This window comes from Streptomyces sp. NBC_00076 (assembly GCF_045041235.1).
Taxonomy (GTDB): Bacteria; Actinomycetota; Actinomycetes; order Streptomycetales; family Streptomycetaceae; genus Streptomyces.
Genome location: NZ_CP108242.1, coordinates 10,897,446 through 10,917,429 on the forward strand (window position 1 = coordinate 10,897,446; position 19,984 = coordinate 10,917,429).

The window sequence follows — 19,984 nt, forward strand, 5'->3', positions numbered from 1 at the left end:
TGCCCGCGCGCCGTTTGCGGGCGTGCGGGGCCATTGCCGGGTGGTGTGGAGCAGGTGGCGGGCCGGCCGTCGCGCACAGGAGGGCGGGAGCCGGCCGGCCCGCTGGATGTCAGGTCAGCTCTTGCAACTGCTTGATGCCGTCCTGGATGAGATTCTCGCGCCGCTCCGGCGTGAGCCACTCCGCACTGGACTCGTGGGCGACCTTGCCGACCCACAGAACGTCGTTGACGGCCTCTGCCACCGAGTACAGGTGGCTGATGACAACGATCGTCTTGTCCCCGGCCAGCACGGTGCTTCGCAGGGCTGCGAGCGCGTCTTCCAGTCGGGTGGCGTCCAGCGAGGCGAATCCTTCGTCCAGGAACAGGCTCTCCAGCTTGCTGTGGCTGCGGCTGTGGAACTCGACCAGCGCGAGGGCCAGGGCGAGGGAGGTCTGGAAGGTCTCGCCGCCGGAGAGGGTCTCCGGACTGCGCGTGAGGTTCGTGGCCAGCTCCATGATCCGGAAGTCCTCGGTGAACGCGTATGCCCCTGCGGAGAGTTCGAGCAGGATCCTGCTGCCGTGGACGAGCAGCGCACGGGTGCGTCGCTCGGTGAGGTAGCTGAGAAAGTTGGCATCCGTGAGGTGGTCGCACACGCTTTTCCACTCCGCGATCTGCCGATGCGCCTCCTGCAGGGCGGTGTCCAGTGTCTGGGCGTAGGGGATCTGGGACTGCGCGGTGCGCAGTTCGGTTCTGGCCCTGTCGTGTGAGGCCTCCGCCTTGCTGGTCTTGCGGCTGAGCGGGTCCAGGCAACCGGGAGCCAGCGGGTCGCCCTTCGCCGGCAGCGGGAAGCCGGGGTCCGGGTCGGTGTCGTCGGCACGGGCGCCGGCTTGCGCGGTGATCTCCTTCTCGAACGCGCGTATTTGTGCGGCGGCCTGCCGCGAGGCCTGCTTCAGCTCGTCGGTCAGCCGCGTGCCGAGAGAGGCCAGAGCGGCCGCGTATGCCTCGACGCCGGGCAGGTCACTGCCGTCCACCGGTGACGGGACCTCGGCCTGTTCCTGGTGGTCGAGGACGCTCTGGGCGTCGGTAGCCGCGTCTGCCCAGCGCTGCAGCCGGGTCAGCAGTGCGCGGGTGGGTACCTCGACTGTCAGCCGGTGCCGTTCCTGCAGGGCTTGCCGGTCTTCGGCGTGTGCGGCCAGCGCCTGCGTGGCCTCGTCACGCTCGCGTTGGGTCTGCTCGAGCCGGGGGAGCAGTTCCTCGGCCGTGGCCTTCGCCCGGGCAATGGCCGACGCATCGGGCAGCGTCTCTTGCGAGGGGCCGCCGGGGCGCAGGGGGACCGGCAGCTCGGCGATCTCCTTCGTCACCGTCAGCAGATCGCTGTCGTACTGCTGCTGTGCCTTGTCCAGCCGCTTGCGCTCACGCAGCAGGCGAGCGCGCTGTCGTCTGAGCTCAGCCAGGGCCGCGTCGTCCTCGGCCTGCGCTGTGGCCAGTCGCGCCTGCGCGCTCGTGTGCTCCTGCAGCGTGTCCGCCTCCGCGTCGCGCAGCGGCCGCACCAGAGCGGTGACCGCACGGGACAGCTGGGGCCGGGTCTTCGGCTCGCCCTCGCTCATGGCCTGTGCCTGGTCGACGACCTCCTGGACGAGCGCGTCCAGCGCCAGGGCTGTGGCGGGCGAGCGCATCGGTCCGATTGCGACCGCCAGCTCCTTCACCTGCAGCAGCGCTGTCTGCATACGCTCGCGGGCACCCAGGTGCTCGCGCCGGTGCTCGGCGGCCTTCGCTTCGGCCGCGCCCAACTCGGCGGCCGCCTGTGCCGAAGCGGACACCGCGTTGTTGTAGGCCAGTGCGTGCTTGCGGACCACGCGTTTGGCCCGCTCCAGGGCCTTGCCGTCCAGCGGCGGCGGGGCGGTGAAGCCGCTGGGCACCGTCTGGGTGCACACCGTGCAGGCGTCCCCCGGCGCCAGGGCGGCACCGGCCGCGTGGGCCGCGTCGCCGCATTTCAGTGCCGCGAGCGCGTCCTGTGCCGCGTCGTGCGCCTTGTGCAGGGGCTCCAGCCGCTCTTGAAGGCCGGTGCTGCGCGTGCGCTGGCCGTCCGCGGATTCCAGCGCTGTGCACTGGCTCTGCAGGTGCACGGCCGCGGCGCAGGCCTCCTGCAGCGCCGCCCGGACGGCTTCTTGGACCTGGTCGGTATCGGTACGTGCACGGTTCACGGCGCGCTCGGCCTGCCCGGCCGCCTCGGCGAGCGCCGCCCTGGCCTGCTCGCGCGCTTGCAGGTCCTGGCGGGCCTGCGCGTCCTCCTGCTCCTGCGCGCTGTGCAGCAACAGCTCCTGCTCCAACCGCCGGGCCGTGGCGTCCAGTTCGCTCACGCGCCGGGGCAGACGGGACAGGGCCGTCAGGGCACTGTCGAGAGAGCGGACGGTGTGACCGGCCTGCGCGGCGGCATCCAGCGCGGTCTGTGCGGCCTCCACGCGCAGGCGCAGCTCGTGTCCGGCCGTGTCGAGGGCTGCCGTTTCGGCGTCGAGGGCCTGCTGGGTGTGTGCGAGTTCGGCCATCGTGGCACCGGCGTCGGCGGTGGCGCGCTCGCGCAGCAGCCGTGCGGCTCGGTCCAGTTCGGTTTTGCGCTGCTTGCTCCGGGCCGCTTCGCCCTGCGCGTGCCGCAGGAGGTCCAGGCGTTCGCGCCGCCGGGTCGCGGTGATGCGGGTGCGTTCCACGTCCAGGACCGCCTGGGCGGCGCTGGCGACCGGGTCCCGCAGCAGGTTCGCGCGGGCCCAGGCGGCCTCGGTCGTGCTCGCCTTCAGAGCCTCCATGCGTGCGAGGGTGTGCTTGCGCACGCGTTCCAGTTCGTGGATGCCGAAGATGTGGCGCAGGATGCCCGCGCGGTGTGCGGGGGCGGCTTTGAGTAATGTGTCGAAGTTGCCCTGGCGCAGCAGGACCGTGCTGACGAAGCCGTCGTAGCCCAGGCCGATGATCTGGGAGACCGCCTCGGTCACCTTGTCACTCGAGTCGACCCGTTCCAGGGACGAGTCGCCGTCCAGGGGCTCGAGCACGGCCTTCGGCCGCTTGCTGGGCTTCCTGTACTGGGTGCGCCGCACGCTCCACGGCCGGCCGTCGACGGAGAACTCGAACGCCACGCTCATCTCGTCGAGTCCGGTACTGATCAGCTCACGGCCGTTAGCCGCGGCCCACGAGGATCTGCCGTACAGGGCGAAGATGATGGCTTCGAGGAGGGTGGACTTGCCCGCACCGGTGTCGCCCAGGATCCCGGCCAGCCGCTTGCCGGCGAAGTTGATTGTGCAGGTGCCGGGGTAGCTGCGGACCCCCGACACGGTCAGTCGCAGGGGCCTCATGACGCCTCCGTCCCCGTCCAGATGTCCTCCAGCGCGGCGCGCAGCAGTTCCTCGGCCGGGACCGGCGGGGGAGCCTCGTCGTCGACCTCGCTGAGCAGGCGGGCGAACGCGGTGGCGGTGGACCGTGCGGCAGGCTCGTCCAGGCCTGCTTCGGTCAGATAGGTGCGGAACGAGTCGGGCAGGTCTGGCTCGTCGGCCGGGATGTCGGCCAGCACGCTGCCGGCCGTTGCTTCGCGTACCGGGGCCGCGTCGACGACGATCGCGCCGGGGACGATGTCAGCGATCCTGCGGCTCAGCAGCACACCGTCGTCCTCGCCGGTGATGGCCGCTTTGAGGAACGTTCCCTCGTACTGGCCGGCCTCGGCGCGCAGGCGGTCCAGCGTCCCTTCGAAATAGGCCAGCCGCCGGCCGCCGGTCAGGCGGTGCGGCTGGACGCGTACCGGCCGGCCCGGGTCGGCGTCGACGACCACGACGCTCTTGACGTCCTTGTGCTCGCCGAAGTCCATCTGCAGCGGGCTGCCTGCGTAACGGGCCGCGAACGGAACGCCCTTCACCGCCTGTGGGGCGTGGATGTGCCCCAGCGCCGCGTACGAGACGGCCGGCAGGTCCTCCGGGGCGGTGGCAAAGGCCGCGTCGGTGTCCACGCCGCGTTCGCTGTGCGCCGGCCTGGCGCCGGCGACGAACAGGTGGGCGGCGAACAGCAGGACGTCCCGGCCCGGGTCGTACTCGTCGTGCAGCGCCTCCGTCAGTTCCGCCTGGAGTCCGCGCATCGCCTGCACGTAGTCGGCGGACGTGACGCCCGATGGGGAGGAACGCTGCCAGAACTGGTTCGGGTGCACGAACGGCATGACGGCGAGGCGTATGCGCTGCTCGCCCCCGCAGGCATCGAACGTCAGGATGCCTCCCTCGCGCCCGGGGCGGAATCGGTCGACGAAGTACAGCCCGCGGCCCCGGGTCGGGCCGCTGACGAGGTTGAGGAACTCAAAGTAGGCGGGGGAGTCGTGGTTGCCGGCGATCACCACGGTGGGGGCGACGGCGGCGAGCTCGTCCAGCGTGCGGATGGCGCGCGACAGGTCCCGGGCGCCCGGGCGGAAGGAGTGGAACAGGTCGCCGCTGTGGACGATCAGGTCCGGCTGGCACTCCCGGGCCAGGGCCGCGATCTCGGGGAGGACTGCGTCGAAGTCCTCCTCACGCGAGTGCCGGTACAAGGTGGCGCCCAGGTGCCAGTCGGAGGTGTGGATCACTCTGCTCATGCAGCCATGAGCCTTTCTGGAAGCGTGGGAGCGCGTCCCCGGATACGTCGTCAGGGGCACGCGCTGGAGGCGTGGCGAGACACGTGAAGTGCCTGCGGCCCCAGAACCGTACATCAGAAACACGAGGTAAAACAGGAAAAGAAGGGTCCTGCTAATATCTGAGACATGCAGGAGCTCCTGGAGGCACTCGAGACACGCATGCAGCAGCTGCAGCACGCGATGCTGCAGGCACGCCTGCAACACGACGACGCCCAAGTGGCCTCGCTGTACGCGGACTTGAAGAGCACACAGGCATACTGGGCTTCGCTGGTCCTGCCCGCCGACGAAACAGCGTCAGCCCAGCCGGAGCCCGCTCCGGCGAGCGCGCCCCGGCCCCCGCGCGGCGGCCTGCCCATCCGCGAGCAGGTCCACCAGACGCTGACCCTGCTGACCGTCCCCACCACGCCGAAACTGCTGAGCCAGGTCCACGAGGCGTTCTACGGGCACCCGCTGAACACCCCGCGCCTGACCACGGTGCGCCGTGATGAGGAACGCTCCTTCCGCACGGCCCCCTTCGCCCGCACGTACTACATCTGCCCGGCCCTGACCTGCGACCTGCTCTCCCCGGCCCGCGCCCTCCTCGCCCTGAGCAACTGGCCGCTGGAACAACGCCTGGTGGGGCCGCTCACCCACCGGGTCCACTTCCTGACCGCCGCGCTGCGCATCGCGGACGCCGCCGGGCAGCGCGCGGACGACGTCCCGCCCCAGCCCCTCCAGCAGCTCCTGCAGCACTACCGCCGCAACATCCCCGGCTACCCGGGCACCCGGGGTCCCGTGGAACTGGACGCGCTGCGCGCTGCTGCAGAGGACGAGCTGGCCGTCCACGCCACAGACGATGCGAACACCCGCGCAGACGCGGCCGACCGCGCCCGCAAGCAGCTCAACGACACCGACCAGATCTTCGGCAGCACCCTGCACAACGCGAACCGCGTCCGCCGCACGGCGTAACCCCCTTCCGACCGCACAGCAGTGCCCCGCCCCTTTCCGAGGAAACCCGTGAGCTCGCTCGACACACGTCTGGACGTGTTGCGAGGACCAAGCCGGCCGCTGCCGCACAGTGCACGCACCCTGGCCGCGCTGACCGCCAACCCTGCCTGCGACCGCCGGGCCGTGCTCGACGCGGCCGGCATCGACAAGGACGCCCTCGCCGCCCACCTGGGCGCGCCCAGGCCCTCGGGGAAATCCCAACTCGCCCTCAAACACGGCCTCGCCTTCGAAGACCGGGTCATCGGCCGCGACCACGCCGAACTCGTACGCCTGCTGCGCGAGACCCTGGACCTCGACCTGCCCGAGGTCGGCTACGAAGACCTCAACTCGGTCGCCACCGACCAGGACAGGTCCACACCCCGGCTGCGCTACATCCACACCCGCTCGTTCATCCTCGCCGCAGCGACCAACCTGGCGCCCCCGCGCACCCTGCTCAACCACCCGGTCCTGCGCCTGCCCGTCGCCGGCCACCACGTCTACCTGGAACCCGACGTCGTCGCCTTCCACCACGACGGCACCTTCCACGTCGTGGAGATCAAGTCCTTCCCCGTCATCTACGGGCAGGCCGACCCGGCCAGCGTCAACGCAGCACTGACCCAGGCCGCCGCCTACATCCTGGCCCTGCGCGACATCCTCGCCGACAAAGGCCTGCCACCCGAGCGCGTCTCCGACGACGTCGTCCTGATCAACCCGCTGAACTTCACCGCGCGCCCCACGGCCGTACTCCAATGCGCCCGCCGACAGGTCAGGACCCTGCGCTTCCACCTGGACCGACTGCGACGCCTGCCCGAACTACTTGACCAACTCCCGCCGGACACCACCTTCGACCCGGTCTCCGGCCCGGACGGGAAGCCGACCCGTCCTGGCACCGAACTTGCTGCCGCACTGGCCCTTCTGACGCCGCGCTACACCCCCCGCCGCTGCCGCAGCCACTGCGACCTGGCCGTCCACTGCCGCGACGAGGCCCGCGCCCGCAACCGCACCGAGGCACTGGGCACCATCGTCCGCGAGGACACAGCCGGCATAGTCACCTCGACTACCGCCCTCGCCCTGGTCGATGGCCGCATCCACCCCTCGGACGCCCAAGCGGACATCACCCGTGCCCTGCGCCACGCACAACGCCTCTACGACGGCCTCCAGGCGGGCACCGTATGAGTCTGCTCGCATCCCTGCTGCGGCTGCGTGCCGACGCCGCAGGCAACGCCATCCGCACCAGCCACGTACGCCACTTCCACCTCAGCGACCAGCCCCTGATGCTGCTGCCACTGAAACGAACCGGACCCGCCGCACGACCCCTGGCAGTCATGCTGGGCACCGACCCCCTGCGGCCGCGCCTGCTGACAGCGCCGCCCTCGGGCAGCACCGCCACCATACGCGCGGCCCTGGCCGAGACGCTGATCGTCCACATCGAATCCCACCAGCTCAGCAGGGAATACCTGCCCGCCACCTCCACCCGCCCGGCATACCAGCGCTACACCGACGCGCCCCAACTCCTGGTCCCCAACCCACAAGCCGTGAAATTCCTGCAGAACCTCGGACTGGACCTGCGGTTCCGCCCCCTCGACGACCAGACCCCCGCCACGCGTTCCGCCAGGCGCCTGGGACAGTGGCTCACCCACTTCACCGACCGCGCCGAGATACCCGGCTCCGCCGCCCTCATCCCCCTCACCGACCTGCTGTCCATGCACTGGATCACGGGGCAGAGTCCGCAGGACGACGAAGACCTCGCCACTCTCCTGGCATGGATCGACCCGCCCCCCGGCAGCGCCGACGGACGCGACGCCGCGCGCCGCGCCGAAGACCCGGCCACGCACCGCCCCGCCGGCCCCGGCACCGCCGCCGCCTTCGACAACGAGAAGCTGGACCCCCTGTTCGACGCCTTCGCCCGCGACCCCGCACCAGCCCTGAAGGATCTCGAACAACTCCTGACGGGCTACCTCCAGCCCACCTGGGACCGCATGTGGCACGCCTACACACTGCTGCAGGCCATCCCCGAAACCCCGAGCGCAGGGCGCCGCTGGGCCACCGAGCGCAGCGAGTTCACCGACCAGAGCACCTACCTCGAACAGGGTGGCCGCTCCCGGCCGGCCCACGACCAGGCAGTGGCCGCCGCCATCGGCCTGGAACGAAAGGAAGCAGCGGCAGCCGCCTTCCACACCGACCGAGCCCTGGAGGATCCGTTCGTGCGTGCCGAACTGCGCACCGCAGGCGAAGCCGTCGGCGGCACCGTCACCGCGGTCGACACCCAGCACATCATCCGCGGAACCACCGGCCGCGCCCTGTGGCGCCCACGGATCACCCTGTCCACCGAGGATCCCGTACATCTGGAACCCGGCCGGCTTCTCGCGAGCCACCTGCACCGCACCGCCCGCTACCAGGTCCGCGAGGTCATCCCCCGGGACAGCGACACCCTCGTGGAACTGGAGATCACCGCCGGCATGGGGCGCGTCGACCGCCCCAACCACACCGTTCTGCCCAGCGCCGGCGCCTTCCTCGTGCTCACCGCCGCCCCCGAACACTCCCGAAAACCAGCCTTCCCCTCACGCGACCAGACCCCCTGGACCCACGGGGGACCACCCCCCGACCACGGCGACAGCAAGGAGGAGCAGTGACCTCCTCGCACCAGCCGGCGCAACCAGCAGACCCCGCCACCCGCGCCATCCTGGACCAACTCCCCACTCTCACCCACCGCGGCATGGTCGTGGACTCCCCGCCCGGCGCCGGCAAAACCACCCTGGTCGCACGCGCCGCCGGAATCCTCACCCGGCCCGGGCACCCCTGCGCCGTCATCGCCCAGACCAACACCCAGGTCGACGACCTCGTGCTGCGCCTCACCAACCTCCACCCCCGCCTGTCGATCGCCCGGCTCACCGCAACGCAGTACACGGTGCCCGACAGCCTGCTGACGCTGCCCCGCGTGCGGGCCAGCACTCGCATCCAGGACCTCAAAACAGCCCAGGTCATCGTGGGCACCGCCCTGAAATGGGCGACCGTCACGGACCGGCACTGGCCCTGGGCGATCATCGACGAGGCCTACCAGATGCGCTCCGGCACACTTCTGCGCACCGCCGGCCTCTTCGACCAGACCCTGTTCGTCGGGGACCCCGGACAACTCGACCCGTTCTCCGAGATCGACACCTCCCGCTGGGAGGGCCTGCCCCACCACCCCGTCAACAGCGCGGCGGCCGTCGTCCTCGACAAGAACCGCGACCTGCCCCTCCACTCCCTGCCCGTCTCCTGGCGCCTGCCCCCCTCGGCCGTCCCCCTGATCAACAAAGCCTTCTACCCCTCCACCTCTTTCCGCGCTGGAACCCACGAGACGCAGCGCACCCTGGCCTTCACCGCCAAAGGCATACGCACCCCCCTCGACGCGACCATCGAACACGCCGCCCGCACCGGTTGGGCACTGCTGGAACTGCCCGCCCGTTGCACCCACCGCATCGACCTCGAAGCCCTCCACACGACCCTCGCCCTCGCCGAACGGCTCCTGATCCGACAGGCCACCACAACCTGCGAACTCAACCCCGAGGGACAGGTCCTGCGCCCCGCCGACATCGCCATCGGCACCGCGCACAGCGTCCAGGCCGAACGCCTGCGCTCCCTGCAGGCCCAGCACTATCCTCGCCTGCACGGCATCAGCATCGGCACCGCGAACCGCCTCCAGGGCCACCAGTGCAGCGTCACCCTGGTCCTGCACCCTCTCTCCGGCCGCACGGACGCCTCCGCCTTCCACCTGGAAGCCGGCCGCCTGTGTGTCCTGACCTCCCGCCACCGCCACACCTGCATCGTCGTCGCCCGCGCCGGCATCGCCGACGTCCTCGACACCCACCCCTGTGACGAGCCGGTTTACCTGGGCGCACCCTCCAAAATCCCCGACGGCTGGGAAGCCAACCACACAGTCCTCCAACACCTGACCCACCACACCATCCAGGCCTGACCCACCCTCAGGAGTCGATCCCCTCAGCCCCCAGAGGCGGTAACCTGATCGCACCCCGCACCCAATCAGCGGGGCGCGAGCCGTTGCTCGTGGCCCACGACAGCCCGGTCATGCACGGCTCCGCCGTCGGCTGGGCCCCGCAACGCAGTGATCACGGCCTGCGGAGAGTCTGCGAAGTCTAGGAGGCTTCAAACGATGGCGGGAAACACCGGCAAGGTGGAGCGGTCCGGCCGCGTGCGCAACGCCCGGCCTCACGTTGCTGCGTCCGGTGTGGAGGCGGTGCTCCGGCTGGCCGAGGGGCTGCCTGCCCTTGCTGACGTGCGGGAGGTGGGGGAACACGAGCGCTCGGACCTGACGCAGACCGAGCAACTGCAACTGCAGCAGACCGAGGAGGTCATCGGCGCTGCCCTCGCGGCGGGGGACGCCGCACTGTGGGTGATCGCGCAGGGGCTGGAGCGCGCCGCCAGGGGTCGCTGGTGGCGCGCTACCCACGCCAGTCTCGCGGCGTACGTGGAGGAGAGGATCGGCCGCTCCGCCGGCTACGTCCGCCAATTGCGCCTGCATGCGCCACTCGCCCTGGAGACGGTCCGCCGGACCGGCACCGTCCCCAAGCCATCGCAGATGGTCGTCACCAGGAGGACCGAACAGCGGCACGGCCTGGACGTCGCAGTCACCCTCTTCGAGGTCGTCCGTGATGTCGCAGCTGAACTCGGAGGCCAGACCACCGCAGAAGTCCTGAAGGTCGTCCAGAACAACCTTCCCAAGCATCTGCCGGAGCAGAACGACGCACAAAGGACAGCGATCGAGCAGATTGCCCGCCGCACGCTGGCACAGCAGCCAAGTGCCCCGGGCCCCGACCGCGAGCCCCCGAGGCCCGCGCCACGGATGGCAGGCCACCGGCAGATCCGCCCACTCCAGCTGACAGATGTCGAACAAAAATCAAACGTGAGCGCTCGAATTCGAGCGCTCACGTTTGAATCAAATTCGAACAGTGGAGCTTCGCGCGCGGCACCCACCGCTGACGCAACACCCGTCGCGCACCTGCGCACCCTTGAGGAAGCCCTCGCGGCCTTGGCCGCCATCGACCAGAGCCTCACCGGCGACGTCTACGCCCAAGCCGCCGCCGACCCGGAGCAGACTTCCGAATACGAGCGGATCCGGCAGCACATCATCATCAGGGCTGCAGCCATCCGCGCCAATGCCCTGCGCGCCCCAACCGCCTGACATCCCGGCAGCCCCCTGCCACGTTTGCCGCTCCGGGAACTACGGGTACATCAACCTCACGCCCATCACCCCCGCCCACCGTCTCTCGCGCCCCGGCGTTGACACATCAGCGCCGCCCGGCTGAACGCCGGGTGTTCCCGCGAACGGCTCCGGGCTCCAGCTGTTACCGGACTCGGCGTGAACGTTTCCGCTGGACAGTGACCGGTATCCGCGGTTGTTAGCCGTACGCCAGCCCGTCGGCCCACCACATCCCCTCCTCCACAAGATCACCACCGTAGACCCCCGCGTCCTGGTGCCCGGGTGCTGATGGCGCGTCACCGGGGATGCCCGCAGACGCCCGGCCTGCTGCGGCGTCCTCGCTGCCGCGGTGGGGGAGAGGCGCCCCGGGGCGGACGGACCCGCGCTGCGGGGGCGGGCTGCCAGGTAGGTGCGGCTATTGATCGAGCAGGAAGTCAACGGTGCAGTTGACTCGCTTGCCGAGATCGCTGCCGGTGTATCGGGAGCTCGGGTTCAGCCCGGAGAAGCCGGACTCCTTGCTCAGCTTGTACTGGACGCGGCGATGGTGGGCGCCAATCCCCTGGAAGCTCAGGGGAACCATCTTGACCATGCGGACGTCCGTGTCTCCAGCCGTAACGAACCAGTTGCCGGTGATGGGGAAGAAGCGGTCGAACGCCTCAAGCGCCGTTGGGATCTCGTCGGCCGGGATGCCGGAGTACCTCGACATCCATTCGAACTCCTGCTCTTCCCGGTCATCGAGATAGAAACCGCCCCATCCCCAGAGCAGCTGCTGCCAGAAGGTTGCGTAGCGACAGAAGTTCGGCTGTTCACGCAGCCAGGCCATGCCGCTGTGGAATGTCGCCGGCAGGGTGTGGTAAGTGAGCCCTTGGAAGATGAAAACGTTTCGGTCCTCCGACATTCTGAACTCCGGCGCGCCGTCGGGATGCGCGAGCGCGTAGTCGACTGCCGACTTCAAGATCGACAGCCGGGCGCGGTGCTCCAGGTACGCGCAGGCCTGCAGTTCTGGGCGCTTCCCATCAAGCATGCCCCTGTAGCTCACGCTGCTGGCCGTTTCCGACTGAGGGTCGAACGTTCCTCCATCGAGCTCATCGGCATAGCCGCGCGTCAGCTTCGGATGCTCGCCGTACGCCTCGTACAACATCGCCAGGGACTCTTCCGGGGCCCGTGCGAAGAAGGTGCCGTTGTTGATCTGCCGGTGGTAGGTCTTCGCCGCCCGGGCTCCCTCGTCTCCCGCCTTCGCCTGCTTGTGGAGGAGCTTGACGAACTTCCGCTCGACACCGTAGGAGTGGCGCCACAGCCCGATGAGTTCTGGTTCTGAGAACGCTCCGAAGCCCTTCTCCGTGAAGTACGCCGGAGCGGTCTTGAAGTCGTCGAAACAGACGACGTCCAGCCCCAAGGGCTCCATCCGGCGCGGCGCGGTCCCACGGTCGTCCCACCGGGTGATGAAAAAGGCGCTGCGGGGAATCTTCAGGTACTGCATCCAACCGACGACCTTGAAGAGATCGGTGTATCCCCAACCCCCACCCTTGACCTCGACAAGCCTCCGTACAGCCTCTTCATGCGCGTAGTCCGTGGTGACGATGTCAAGCTCCAGGAGGTCCGCAGGATCGGACTCCACGATCTGCTTCTCCACGTAGTGACCTGACGCCTGGAACAGCGCGGCGACATAGTCCTCGAGTTCATCGCCGGCCCCCGGGATGTCCGGCAGCTCAACAGACCGTCCGCTCATCAGTAACCCCCTCTGATCAGATGGACTCTATCGGCCGGAAGGTCGACTCCCGTGCCCGGCCGCGATCCGGTCTCCACCGACGATGAGCAGCGATTCACCAGTCGCCGGGCGCGCTGCCCACCCACGCGATCGGCCGGCCCTCGCTGTTGCGGCCCCAGTGCGGTTCCTCCATCGAGGTCTCGTGGCCGTCGTCCAGGACGCAGATCCGTCCCCAGCGGCCGTGCTTGCCCGGACAGATCCCGGTGAGCCGGGCGGCGTCGCCGTCGCGCACGGCTTGGTCGTAACGGTCCTGGAAGGGCTGGAGGCGGGTGCGCAGCTCCAGGCCGAACTGCGTCTCCGCCTCCTGAATCTGCGCACTCACCCGCTGTACCTGCGGGTCGGCCAGGACGACCGAGATGGCCTTCTCCGCCCAGAGCGCGTCCATCTCCCGGCGCTGCCGCCGTACGGCCGCCTGCACCCGCTGCTCCTCAGAGCAACACCGGTCATCACGCTGCCGCTTCCTCCGCCGCCCACGCCAGCCCGAGGCCCGAGGGTTTCCGGAGCTGATCGGCGGTCAGCTTCGCTCTGCGGCCCTTGAGGTTCATCGCCCATAACGCAGCTTGATCGCGTGTTCCTGACCGTCCTCCAGCTCTTCTACAGGGGCCTGGGGACGGTCGAGCTTGTGGCCGTTACTGCGTCAGGGCCGCAACGCCCCGCGCGAAGGCCCCCACGGGCGCTGTGGCGGGCTTCGTGGGCGCCTCCGCCTCCGCCTCCGCGGGCGGGGGCAGTGGCGTGATGCCGAGCTGCTCCAGGCGCCTGCGATACCCGGCCTTCAGCCCCGTCCAAGTGGCGTGCTGGCGCTGCTTGATGAGCCATCGTCCGACGTCCTGGCCGTGGATGGTCATGCCGGCAGGACGTCGGTTCGGCCAGCTTGGCTGTCTTCGTCGCGCAGCAGTTCGCGTACGGCCGCGTAGTGCCGCTGCCAGTCGGCCGGCCATTCGGGGTTCCAGTCCGGGTCGACCTCCTGGAGCGCGGTCTCCCACTCGGGGCGGCCCGCCAGGGCGTCGGCGACGGAGGCTGGACAGCCACTGCCCCACCGGCCGGTCCAGCACGGTCGCCGTACGGGAAGCGCACAGCGTCCAGTGCTCCTCGTACGCCTTCGCGGCCTCCAGATTCTCCTGGAACTTCTCATCGGCCACCGACCAGACCATGAGGTGTCTGGGGCACGGTGTGGTGTTCCTGGCAGGGGTGCCGGCGGGGGCGGGTAGCGTGGTGGCTTTCGGGTGGTTGGGCCTGGAATTTCACGGTGGGTTACGGGGCGCTGGATGGTCACAGCTGGTGGGGCCGGGGACAAACTCCCCAATAGGTTCGAGCATTGGTGGACGGCGCTGCAGGTCGCGCGGTTGCTCAGGGGAGAGGCATCGAGCATTCATCTGGAGCCGTTGAACGCGGCCGGTGAGGGCATTGAGTTCGAGATTCGGCTTCCGGACGGTCCGTGCTGTGATCAGGTGAAGGCCAGCGGGAAGGCGTGGACCCCGGGTGTGCTTGCCGAGGTGCTGCGGAAAGTCAAGGCGCAGCTTGCCGAGGGCAAGCGGGTCCGTCTGATCGTGGCGACTGACGCACCCAGTCTGCGTGGCCTGTGTGTGCGTGCACGGGATGCGGATGTGTTCGAAGACTTCGAGGAGAGCCGGACAGGTCCGCACGCTGCATTGTTTGCGAAGGTCGTTGCGGCGTGGGCGGATGTCGACCAGGAAACCGCGTGGAAGTACCTGCGGCTGGTCGAGGTTCTGCATGAGCCGGAGGAAGGGCTCCAGCGGGCCGTGAACTTGAGCTATGCCGCGTTGGTGCAAGGCGACTCCGAAGCTGTCGTCTCTATCCTGCGCGCCCTGTTCGACCAACAGATCCACCATGTTCTGACCGCTCCGCTGGTGTGGGGCTACCTGGAGAAGAGAAAGGTCAGGCGACGTTTCCTGGTCGGTGACACGACCACGGTGGATGCTCTGCGGGGGACGGTTGAGCGTTTCGTCTTCAGCGCTAAGGCCCAGCCTGTGCCTTTTGGCCTTGCTGCACGCCCGCATGCGGACGATCTTGTCGAGCTGCTCACCGCGACGGGCTCGTCCGGTCGGCAGATCGTCCTGTGCGAGGGAGCAGCGGGCATGGGGAAGTCCACGGTCGTCAGCGAGGTCGCGCAGCGCTTGCAGGAGAGGGGTTGGTATACGGCCGCCGTGCGGATGAGCGCGGTGAGCGCGGACACGCAGAGCGCGGCCGCCCTGGGCCGTAGTGGCGCCATGGGCCTGGAGGATTCCCCTGCGGTCGTCCTGGCGAGCGTGGCGGGCGGCCAGCCGGCGCTGCTGGTGGTCGACCAGTTGGACGCGGTCAGCACCTACGGCGGCCGGATGGCCGAGGTCTTCGTCGCCGTGGACGAAATGCTGGGGCAACTGCTCTACGAGCCCAAGGTCAAAGTGCTGCTGGTGGCGCGCACTGTCGATGTGGAGCACGACTTCCGCCTAAGAGAACTGGCCTCCCATACCGAACGCGTCAGGCGGTTCAGGCTGGACGAGCTGTCCGACGATGCCGTCCGCGAGGTGCTTCTGCGTTCCGGAAGCGATCCCGCCAACCTGAGCTCGCAGACGCTACGGCTGCTCAGGGTTCCCCTACACCTGTCCGTCTTCAGCCGGCTCACTGCCGCTGCCCGTACGGGCAGCTACCGCACTCTGCAGCAGTTGTACGACCAGTTCACCGAGGAACGCCGGAGAGCCCTCGAACCCAAGACCACCCCAGCAGCGTGGTCACGCATCACCGGAGCCTTGGTGGAGTACCTGAGCGACAACGAGACCCTGAGCGCCCCAGATCCGATACTGGACGCCTTCGATCGCGCCGATCTCTGGGTCCTTGAGTCCGAGGGCATTCTCGTGAAGGAGGCCGGCGCCCGCACCGGGTTCTTCCACGAGTCCTACTTCGATTACCTCTTCGCGCGCACTTTCATGACTGGCACCACCACGCTCCACGATTTCCTCGTGGACTCCGGACAGGCGTTGTTCCGCCGGGCGCAGACCCGGCAGATCCTGGAGCACACTGAGGCGATCGACCCCAACCGTTTTCGCACTGATGCCCGTGAACTCCTCGAATCGCAGGTGATCCGCCCGCACATCAACGACGTGGTCATCACGGTCCTGCGTCAGATCGATGCCACATCCGACGACTGGAACGTGGTGGCGGACCTGGCCTGGAGTCCCTCGCCACTGGCGCCCAAGATTCGGTCGCTTCTTGCACAACCCGCGTGGTTCGATGCCGCCGATCATGACGAGTACTGGGAAGGCCTGCTTGCAGATCCCGCCACAGGCGAAGAGGCATTCAACTTTCTCGTCAGCGTCGTCGGCCAGCGGTCGCGGCGGGTCTCAGACCTGGTGCAGCCTTACGTCGGTGTGTCAGATGTCTGGAGAGAACGGCTGCAGCGCCTGGTCTTTTGGGCCATGAGCGCCGACCTTGAGCCGCTGGTGGTGGAACTCATCGACCGAGGCGAACTAGACGACCCCCACGGACGTGAGACGGGTGGCACGGCTCTCATGAGCAACCTGGACTCTCTGGCGGGCCAAGACCCCCACAGCGCCACCCGGATTCTGGGCGCATATCTCCGCCGGGCCGCAGCACGCGCCTTGTGGGACGGGCAGCCGGACCCGTTCACGGCGGGCTTCCTCACTGAGTACACACCCACAGCCCGCGACGTGATCTCTCCCTGTGCTGACGGCGCTCCCGCTACCTTCGTCGTTGAGGTACTGCCCTTCGTCCTGGAGATCGCCGCTGCGAAGAAGGCCGGCAGGGAGTCCGGCGACAAGACCTCCTGGGCGCACCCGTACCTCGGAACCCACGACGTGGGATCCCTCCTCATCCGAGGCCTCGACCAGGCACTGCGCGCACTGGCAGCAAGCCAGCCCGACACAGCCAGAAGAGCCCTGCAACAACTCATGGCGATCAACGGGCCAGAGACCAACTACATCGTGGCGCGTGTGCACACAGTCATTGACCAGCCCGATGAGGCAGTGGCGTGGCTGTTGGCAGACGACCGTTTCCGTCAAGGAACCTGGGATGATGTTTTGTGGGCCACCCGGGACATGATCAAATCCGTAACTCCCGGCTGTTCCAAGGACAGCCTCGACTCTCTTGTCACGGCCCTTCTGGGCCACTTCCCCTCTTGGGAACGTCCTCGCCTCGATCGCCGAGGCTTGTTGGGGATCACCCAGTACCGGCTGCTGTCGGCGGTAGACCCGACGCGCCGCTCGGATCTGGTACGTCGACGGCTGGGGGAGTGGGAAAGGAAGTTCGGGAGGGACGCACCAGGGGTCCTGACTCTCTCGCCATCCTCAGCGGTAGGCGATGTCGTGTCGGCCATCAGCGACGCGGCAGCTGCCCGGATGGAGGACAAGCATTGGCTGAAGGCCCTGGCCATCTACGCCAAGCCGGAGAACAACGGGCCGTGGAGCAGGCGAGGAGGGGCCTTCGCACTGTCTCAGACGTTGGGCCGCCAAGCAGAGCTCGACCCGCAGCGGTTCGCCCGCCTAATTCTTGCGTTGGACAGCACCACGCTCCTGGTCTATTTCACCGCTGTTCTTCACGCCAACGCGCCGTCCCTGGACGCGAACGTCTTTGCCGAGCTGTGTGCACACACCTACCAGTGTGTCGGTCCATCCAGCATCCCGGAGATCTGCCGCGCTATCGAGTCCAACCCCACCAGAACCAACCAGGCCCTCGTCAGACTGCTCGACATCTTTTCCGAAGACCAGAGTGCCAGCGACGGCTACACCGCGACCGATAACCTCGTCACTGCAGGGATCAACACCAACCGAGGACAGGTCGCAAGTGTGGCTGGAACGTTGTTGTGGCAGGGAGAGCAGCACCTGTCCGCACTGACGCCGATTGTGAAGCGTCTGGCCAAGGATCCGTCACCGGCTGTGCGGGCTTGCGCCGCACAGCCGGTACATGCACTCCGCAAGTACAGCCCCGACACCGCCATGGATCTCTCGGACGAACTACTGGCCTCCACTGCCGCGGACATTTATGGTGCCCACACCGTGCGCGACATGCTGATCTCGGCCCTGCAACAAGACACGTCCCGCTTCAGCCCTCACCTCTTCCAAGCCTTGTCGCTTCCGGCGGATGCCGGTAACAGCGGCGGCCAGGCCTGGGCTTGCCTCGCGCTCTGGGGAGTCCTGACACCAGACCTCCCTGCCACGGTTCAGGAACTGAGCGAGCCCGCACGAAACGGTGCGGCCCAGGTCTTCGCCCAACACCCAGAGCTCTCCCTCCCATGGCTGGCCGACCTCTTCAACGACACCGACCCCACCATCCGTGACAGCGCAGCCAGAGCCACCTTCAATATCAAGCAACTGAAAGCGGCTGCCCTGAACGATTTCGTCCAGACATTCACCCGCAGCAAGGCCTTCCCAAAGAACAAGAGGACCTTCCTCAACACCCTCAACCAGCAGACCAGCCTGCCCCCGGCCGCGATCGAGGCATGCGAGCAAGCGGCAGCCCAAGGAACTGACGCACGGTTGACCGGGCGCTACCTCATCCCCTTGTTGCTGCGCCTGGACCGGCAGGGCAGTCCAACTGACCGCGACCGCTGCCTGGACGTCATTGACCACTTGGCACTCACCGCGGACCTCGCGCCTGTGGACGAGGCCCAACGATAGGTTGCCACCGAAAGACCAGTTTTGCCCTCATTTATGGATATATCTTGAAGATCGGATCGTGGGATCCGAAGAGGTACTGTCGTTACCTCCTCGAATGTCCTACGTACTCGCCCACTCCAGCCCGAGCGCAGCCAGCGCGGCGACCTTGTCAGCACTGAGCTTCCCGTGCCTGCTCTTGCTGTTGGACAAGAACACCCGAGTTTGACCTTGGCCCCGTCCTCCAGCTCCTCTCCGTGGGCCCTGGGAGCGGTCACGGAGCCTGTGCGGGCCGGCGTCGGCTGCTCGCATCGAAGGAGTGTCCCCCAACCTCATCCTCCAGGTGAGCGCAAGGCAGTCCCGGCAGTGTGGGCGGAGCGGGACAACAGGCCCGCTGCGGGGTCACCTTCCTGGTGGGGCGCTGCTTGGTGCGCTGTGTTCGGGGAGGCGCCAGGAGATCTCGTCGTGCTCCCTGAGGTGCTGCCAGGCGGCCAGGAGGCGGCAGCGGACCAACTGGTCCAGGAGGTCCTCCACCTGTTGCGGGGACTGACCGCCCAGCCGGGCAAGGACGTCGAGTTCCGCACTTCCGACGCCGTCGGACGTGTGGGCTGCCAGGACCAGAGCGGTGAGCTGCACCGCGGGAGACATCCCGCGCGGCGCGACCAGCGGAACAGGGCGTAGGGCCCAGTGCGCCGCGCGGGCGCGGGCGCCGCGACCAGATGTCTGGGTCTGCATGTCCGCGTCGAGCAGACGCGCTTCCACGTGAGGACGCAGCGGGAGGGAACAGCGGAGCCACTCGGCATGTTCCAGTTCGCTCCAGAGTTCGGCACGGCCGTGCAGCCGCATGCTGCGCAGAAGACCGCTGGGGAGCCGGACGCGGCCTCGGCCGGTGGCGCGCAGGGCGCATTGCAGGGCCAGTAGCCGGGCGGCGGGGGAGGAGTAGCAGGGCAGCGCCACTCCGAGGTAGGTGAGCATCTCCCGGACGCGTAGCCGCTCGCCCGGTCCGTGCGAGGGCCTGGCTGCCGGACCGGCCTGCCGCGCGCGTGCGGAGGCCAGTAGGGTGTCGGGTACGACGGCGGTGTTGGTGGTGGCGGCCGCGCAGGCGGCGCAGGCATCCGCGAGGCGCCACACGCGGCCGCTGCGGTCGCAGGTCAGCGCCAGGAGCACGGGGCCGGCGCAGCCGCGATGACGCGGGTGCCAGGAGCAGCTTCGCGCCCGGCACTGGCAGGTCCGCAAATGCCTGGGCAGCACGTCCCGTCGGGCGTGGCGGGCCAGGTGCGTCAGGGCAACGGAGCGGGCCGAGGCGGCCGGCAACCGGTAGCCGTGCAGCGTGGCCTGCGTGCTCTGGCCCTGGCCGCCCGCGACCTCAAAGAAGGACGCCGCACCACGCATCCCGAACTGGTGCTGTTCACGACCTGGGGCGATCTGCAGGATTACGCCGCCTACGACCCCGCCGGCCGTGACCTGCAACCTCTGGTCGACCTGGTCGATACCCACGGCGCGGACGCCATCCTGACCGCCGTCGACCATCTCGCCCCCGAAGGCCAGGCCGAGGTAACCGTCTCCACCGCGCACAAGGCCAAAGGCCGGGAATGGGCACAGGTGAAGATCGCCGACGACTTCACCCCACCCTCCGACGGCCCGCCGCACGACACAGGGCAGGGGGCGGCCCGCCGGATCGACGACAAAGAGGCATGCCTGGCCTATGTGGCCGTCACCCGCACCCGGCACCGCCTCGACATCGGCGGCCTGTCCTGGATCAACGAGCATCCGGAAGGAGCATCGGCCAGTCCCCAGCCACCACAGTGATACTCCGGGCGGGTTCTGGGCGTT

General features: G+C 68.6%; 12 protein-coding genes and 1 pseudogene. 7 read left to right on the top strand and 6 right to left on the bottom strand.

Annotated elements, in window-relative coordinates; genetic code table 11:
• Positions 1 to 109 precede the first annotated feature (109 nt).
• Both OHA64_RS48890 and OHA64_RS48895 read right to left on the bottom strand, forming a co-directional pair.
• The gene (locus OHA64_RS48890; protein WP_405606320.1) at positions 110 to 3,319 is read right to left on the bottom strand and encodes an AAA family ATPase; all 3,210 of its coding nucleotides are present in this window, start codon (positions 3,317 to 3,319) and stop codon (positions 110 to 112) included.
• On the bottom strand, positions 3,316 to 4,572 hold the full coding sequence (locus OHA64_RS48895; protein ID WP_405606318.1) for an exonuclease SbcCD subunit D: 1,257 nt from the start codon (positions 4,570 to 4,572) through the stop codon (positions 3,316 to 3,318). The genes OHA64_RS48890 and OHA64_RS48895 overlap by 4 nt, the downstream gene beginning before the upstream one ends.
• Before the next feature lie 165 nt (positions 4,573 to 4,737).
• Here OHA64_RS48895 and OHA64_RS48900 point away from each other — a divergent pair, with 165 nt between their 5' ends.
• The 5 genes from OHA64_RS48900 (at position 4,738) to OHA64_RS48920 (ending at position 10,759) form a co-directional block, all read left to right on the top strand.
• Positions 4,738 to 5,559, top strand: coding sequence for a hypothetical protein (locus OHA64_RS48900; protein ID WP_405606316.1), 822 nt, complete (start codon positions 4,738 to 4,740; stop codon positions 5,557 to 5,559).
• Positions 5,560 to 5,607: 48 nt separating this feature from the next.
• Positions 5,608 to 6,753, top strand: coding sequence for a hypothetical protein (locus OHA64_RS48905; protein ID WP_405606314.1), 1,146 nt, complete (start codon positions 5,608 to 5,610; stop codon positions 6,751 to 6,753).
• A complete protein-coding gene (locus tag OHA64_RS48910) occupies positions 6,750 to 8,210 on the top strand; it encodes a hypothetical protein (protein WP_405606312.1) in 1,461 nt (486 codons plus the stop codon). The genes OHA64_RS48905 and OHA64_RS48910 overlap by 4 nt, the downstream gene beginning before the upstream one ends.
• Entirely contained in the window at positions 8,207 to 9,535 is a 1,329-nt protein-coding gene (locus OHA64_RS48915) for an AAA family ATPase (protein WP_405606310.1), read from the top strand. The genes OHA64_RS48910 and OHA64_RS48915 overlap by 4 nt, the downstream gene beginning before the upstream one ends.
• A 195-nt stretch (positions 9,536 to 9,730) precedes the next feature.
• Positions 9,731 to 10,759, top strand: coding sequence for a hypothetical protein (locus tag OHA64_RS48920; protein ID WP_405606309.1), 1,029 nt, complete (start codon positions 9,731 to 9,733; stop codon positions 10,757 to 10,759).
• A gap of 433 nt (positions 10,760 to 11,192) precedes the next feature.
• On the opposite strand, the gene OHA64_RS48925 is transcribed toward OHA64_RS48920, so the two are convergent.
• The 3 genes from OHA64_RS48925 to OHA64_RS48935 all read right to left on the bottom strand — a co-directional run bounded on the left by OHA64_RS48925 (position 11,193) and on the right by OHA64_RS48935 (position 13,390).
• Positions 11,193 to 12,506 (bottom strand): hypothetical protein, encoded by a 1,314-nt coding sequence (locus OHA64_RS48925; RefSeq protein ID WP_405606307.1) that lies wholly within the window; start codon positions 12,504 to 12,506, stop codon positions 11,193 to 11,195.
• Between the two features lie 94 nt (positions 12,507 to 12,600).
• A complete protein-coding gene (locus OHA64_RS48930) occupies positions 12,601 to 12,963 on the bottom strand; it encodes a hypothetical protein (RefSeq protein WP_405606305.1) in 363 nt (120 codons plus the stop codon).
• 211 nt (positions 12,964 to 13,174) lie between these two features.
• Positions 13,175 to 13,390: a hypothetical protein gene (locus OHA64_RS48935; protein ID WP_405606303.1), complete on the bottom strand. Its 216-nt coding sequence runs from the start codon at positions 13,388 to 13,390 to the stop codon at positions 13,175 to 13,177.
• A gap of 420 nt (positions 13,391 to 13,810) precedes the next feature.
• Between OHA64_RS48935 and OHA64_RS48940 the strand changes: the two genes are divergently transcribed.
• Positions 13,811 to 18,175, top strand: a complete 4,365-nt coding sequence (locus tag OHA64_RS48940; RefSeq protein WP_405606301.1) for an NACHT domain-containing protein — start codon at positions 13,811 to 13,813, stop codon at positions 18,173 to 18,175.
• A gap of 378 nt (positions 18,176 to 18,553) precedes the next feature.
• Here the strand turns inward: OHA64_RS48940 and OHA64_RS48945 are convergent, their stop codons facing one another.
• Positions 18,554 to 19,318 (bottom strand): hypothetical protein, encoded by a 765-nt coding sequence (locus OHA64_RS48945; RefSeq protein WP_405606299.1) that lies wholly within the window; start codon positions 19,316 to 19,318, stop codon positions 18,554 to 18,556.
• A 168-nt stretch (positions 19,319 to 19,486) separates the two neighbouring features.
• On the opposite strand from OHA64_RS48945, the pseudogene OHA64_RS48950 reads away from it, so the two are divergent.
• Positions 19,487 to 19,960: pseudogene (locus OHA64_RS48950) on the top strand (DNA helicase); the annotation flags it as partial.
• Positions 19,961 to 19,984: the final 24 nt, after the last annotated feature.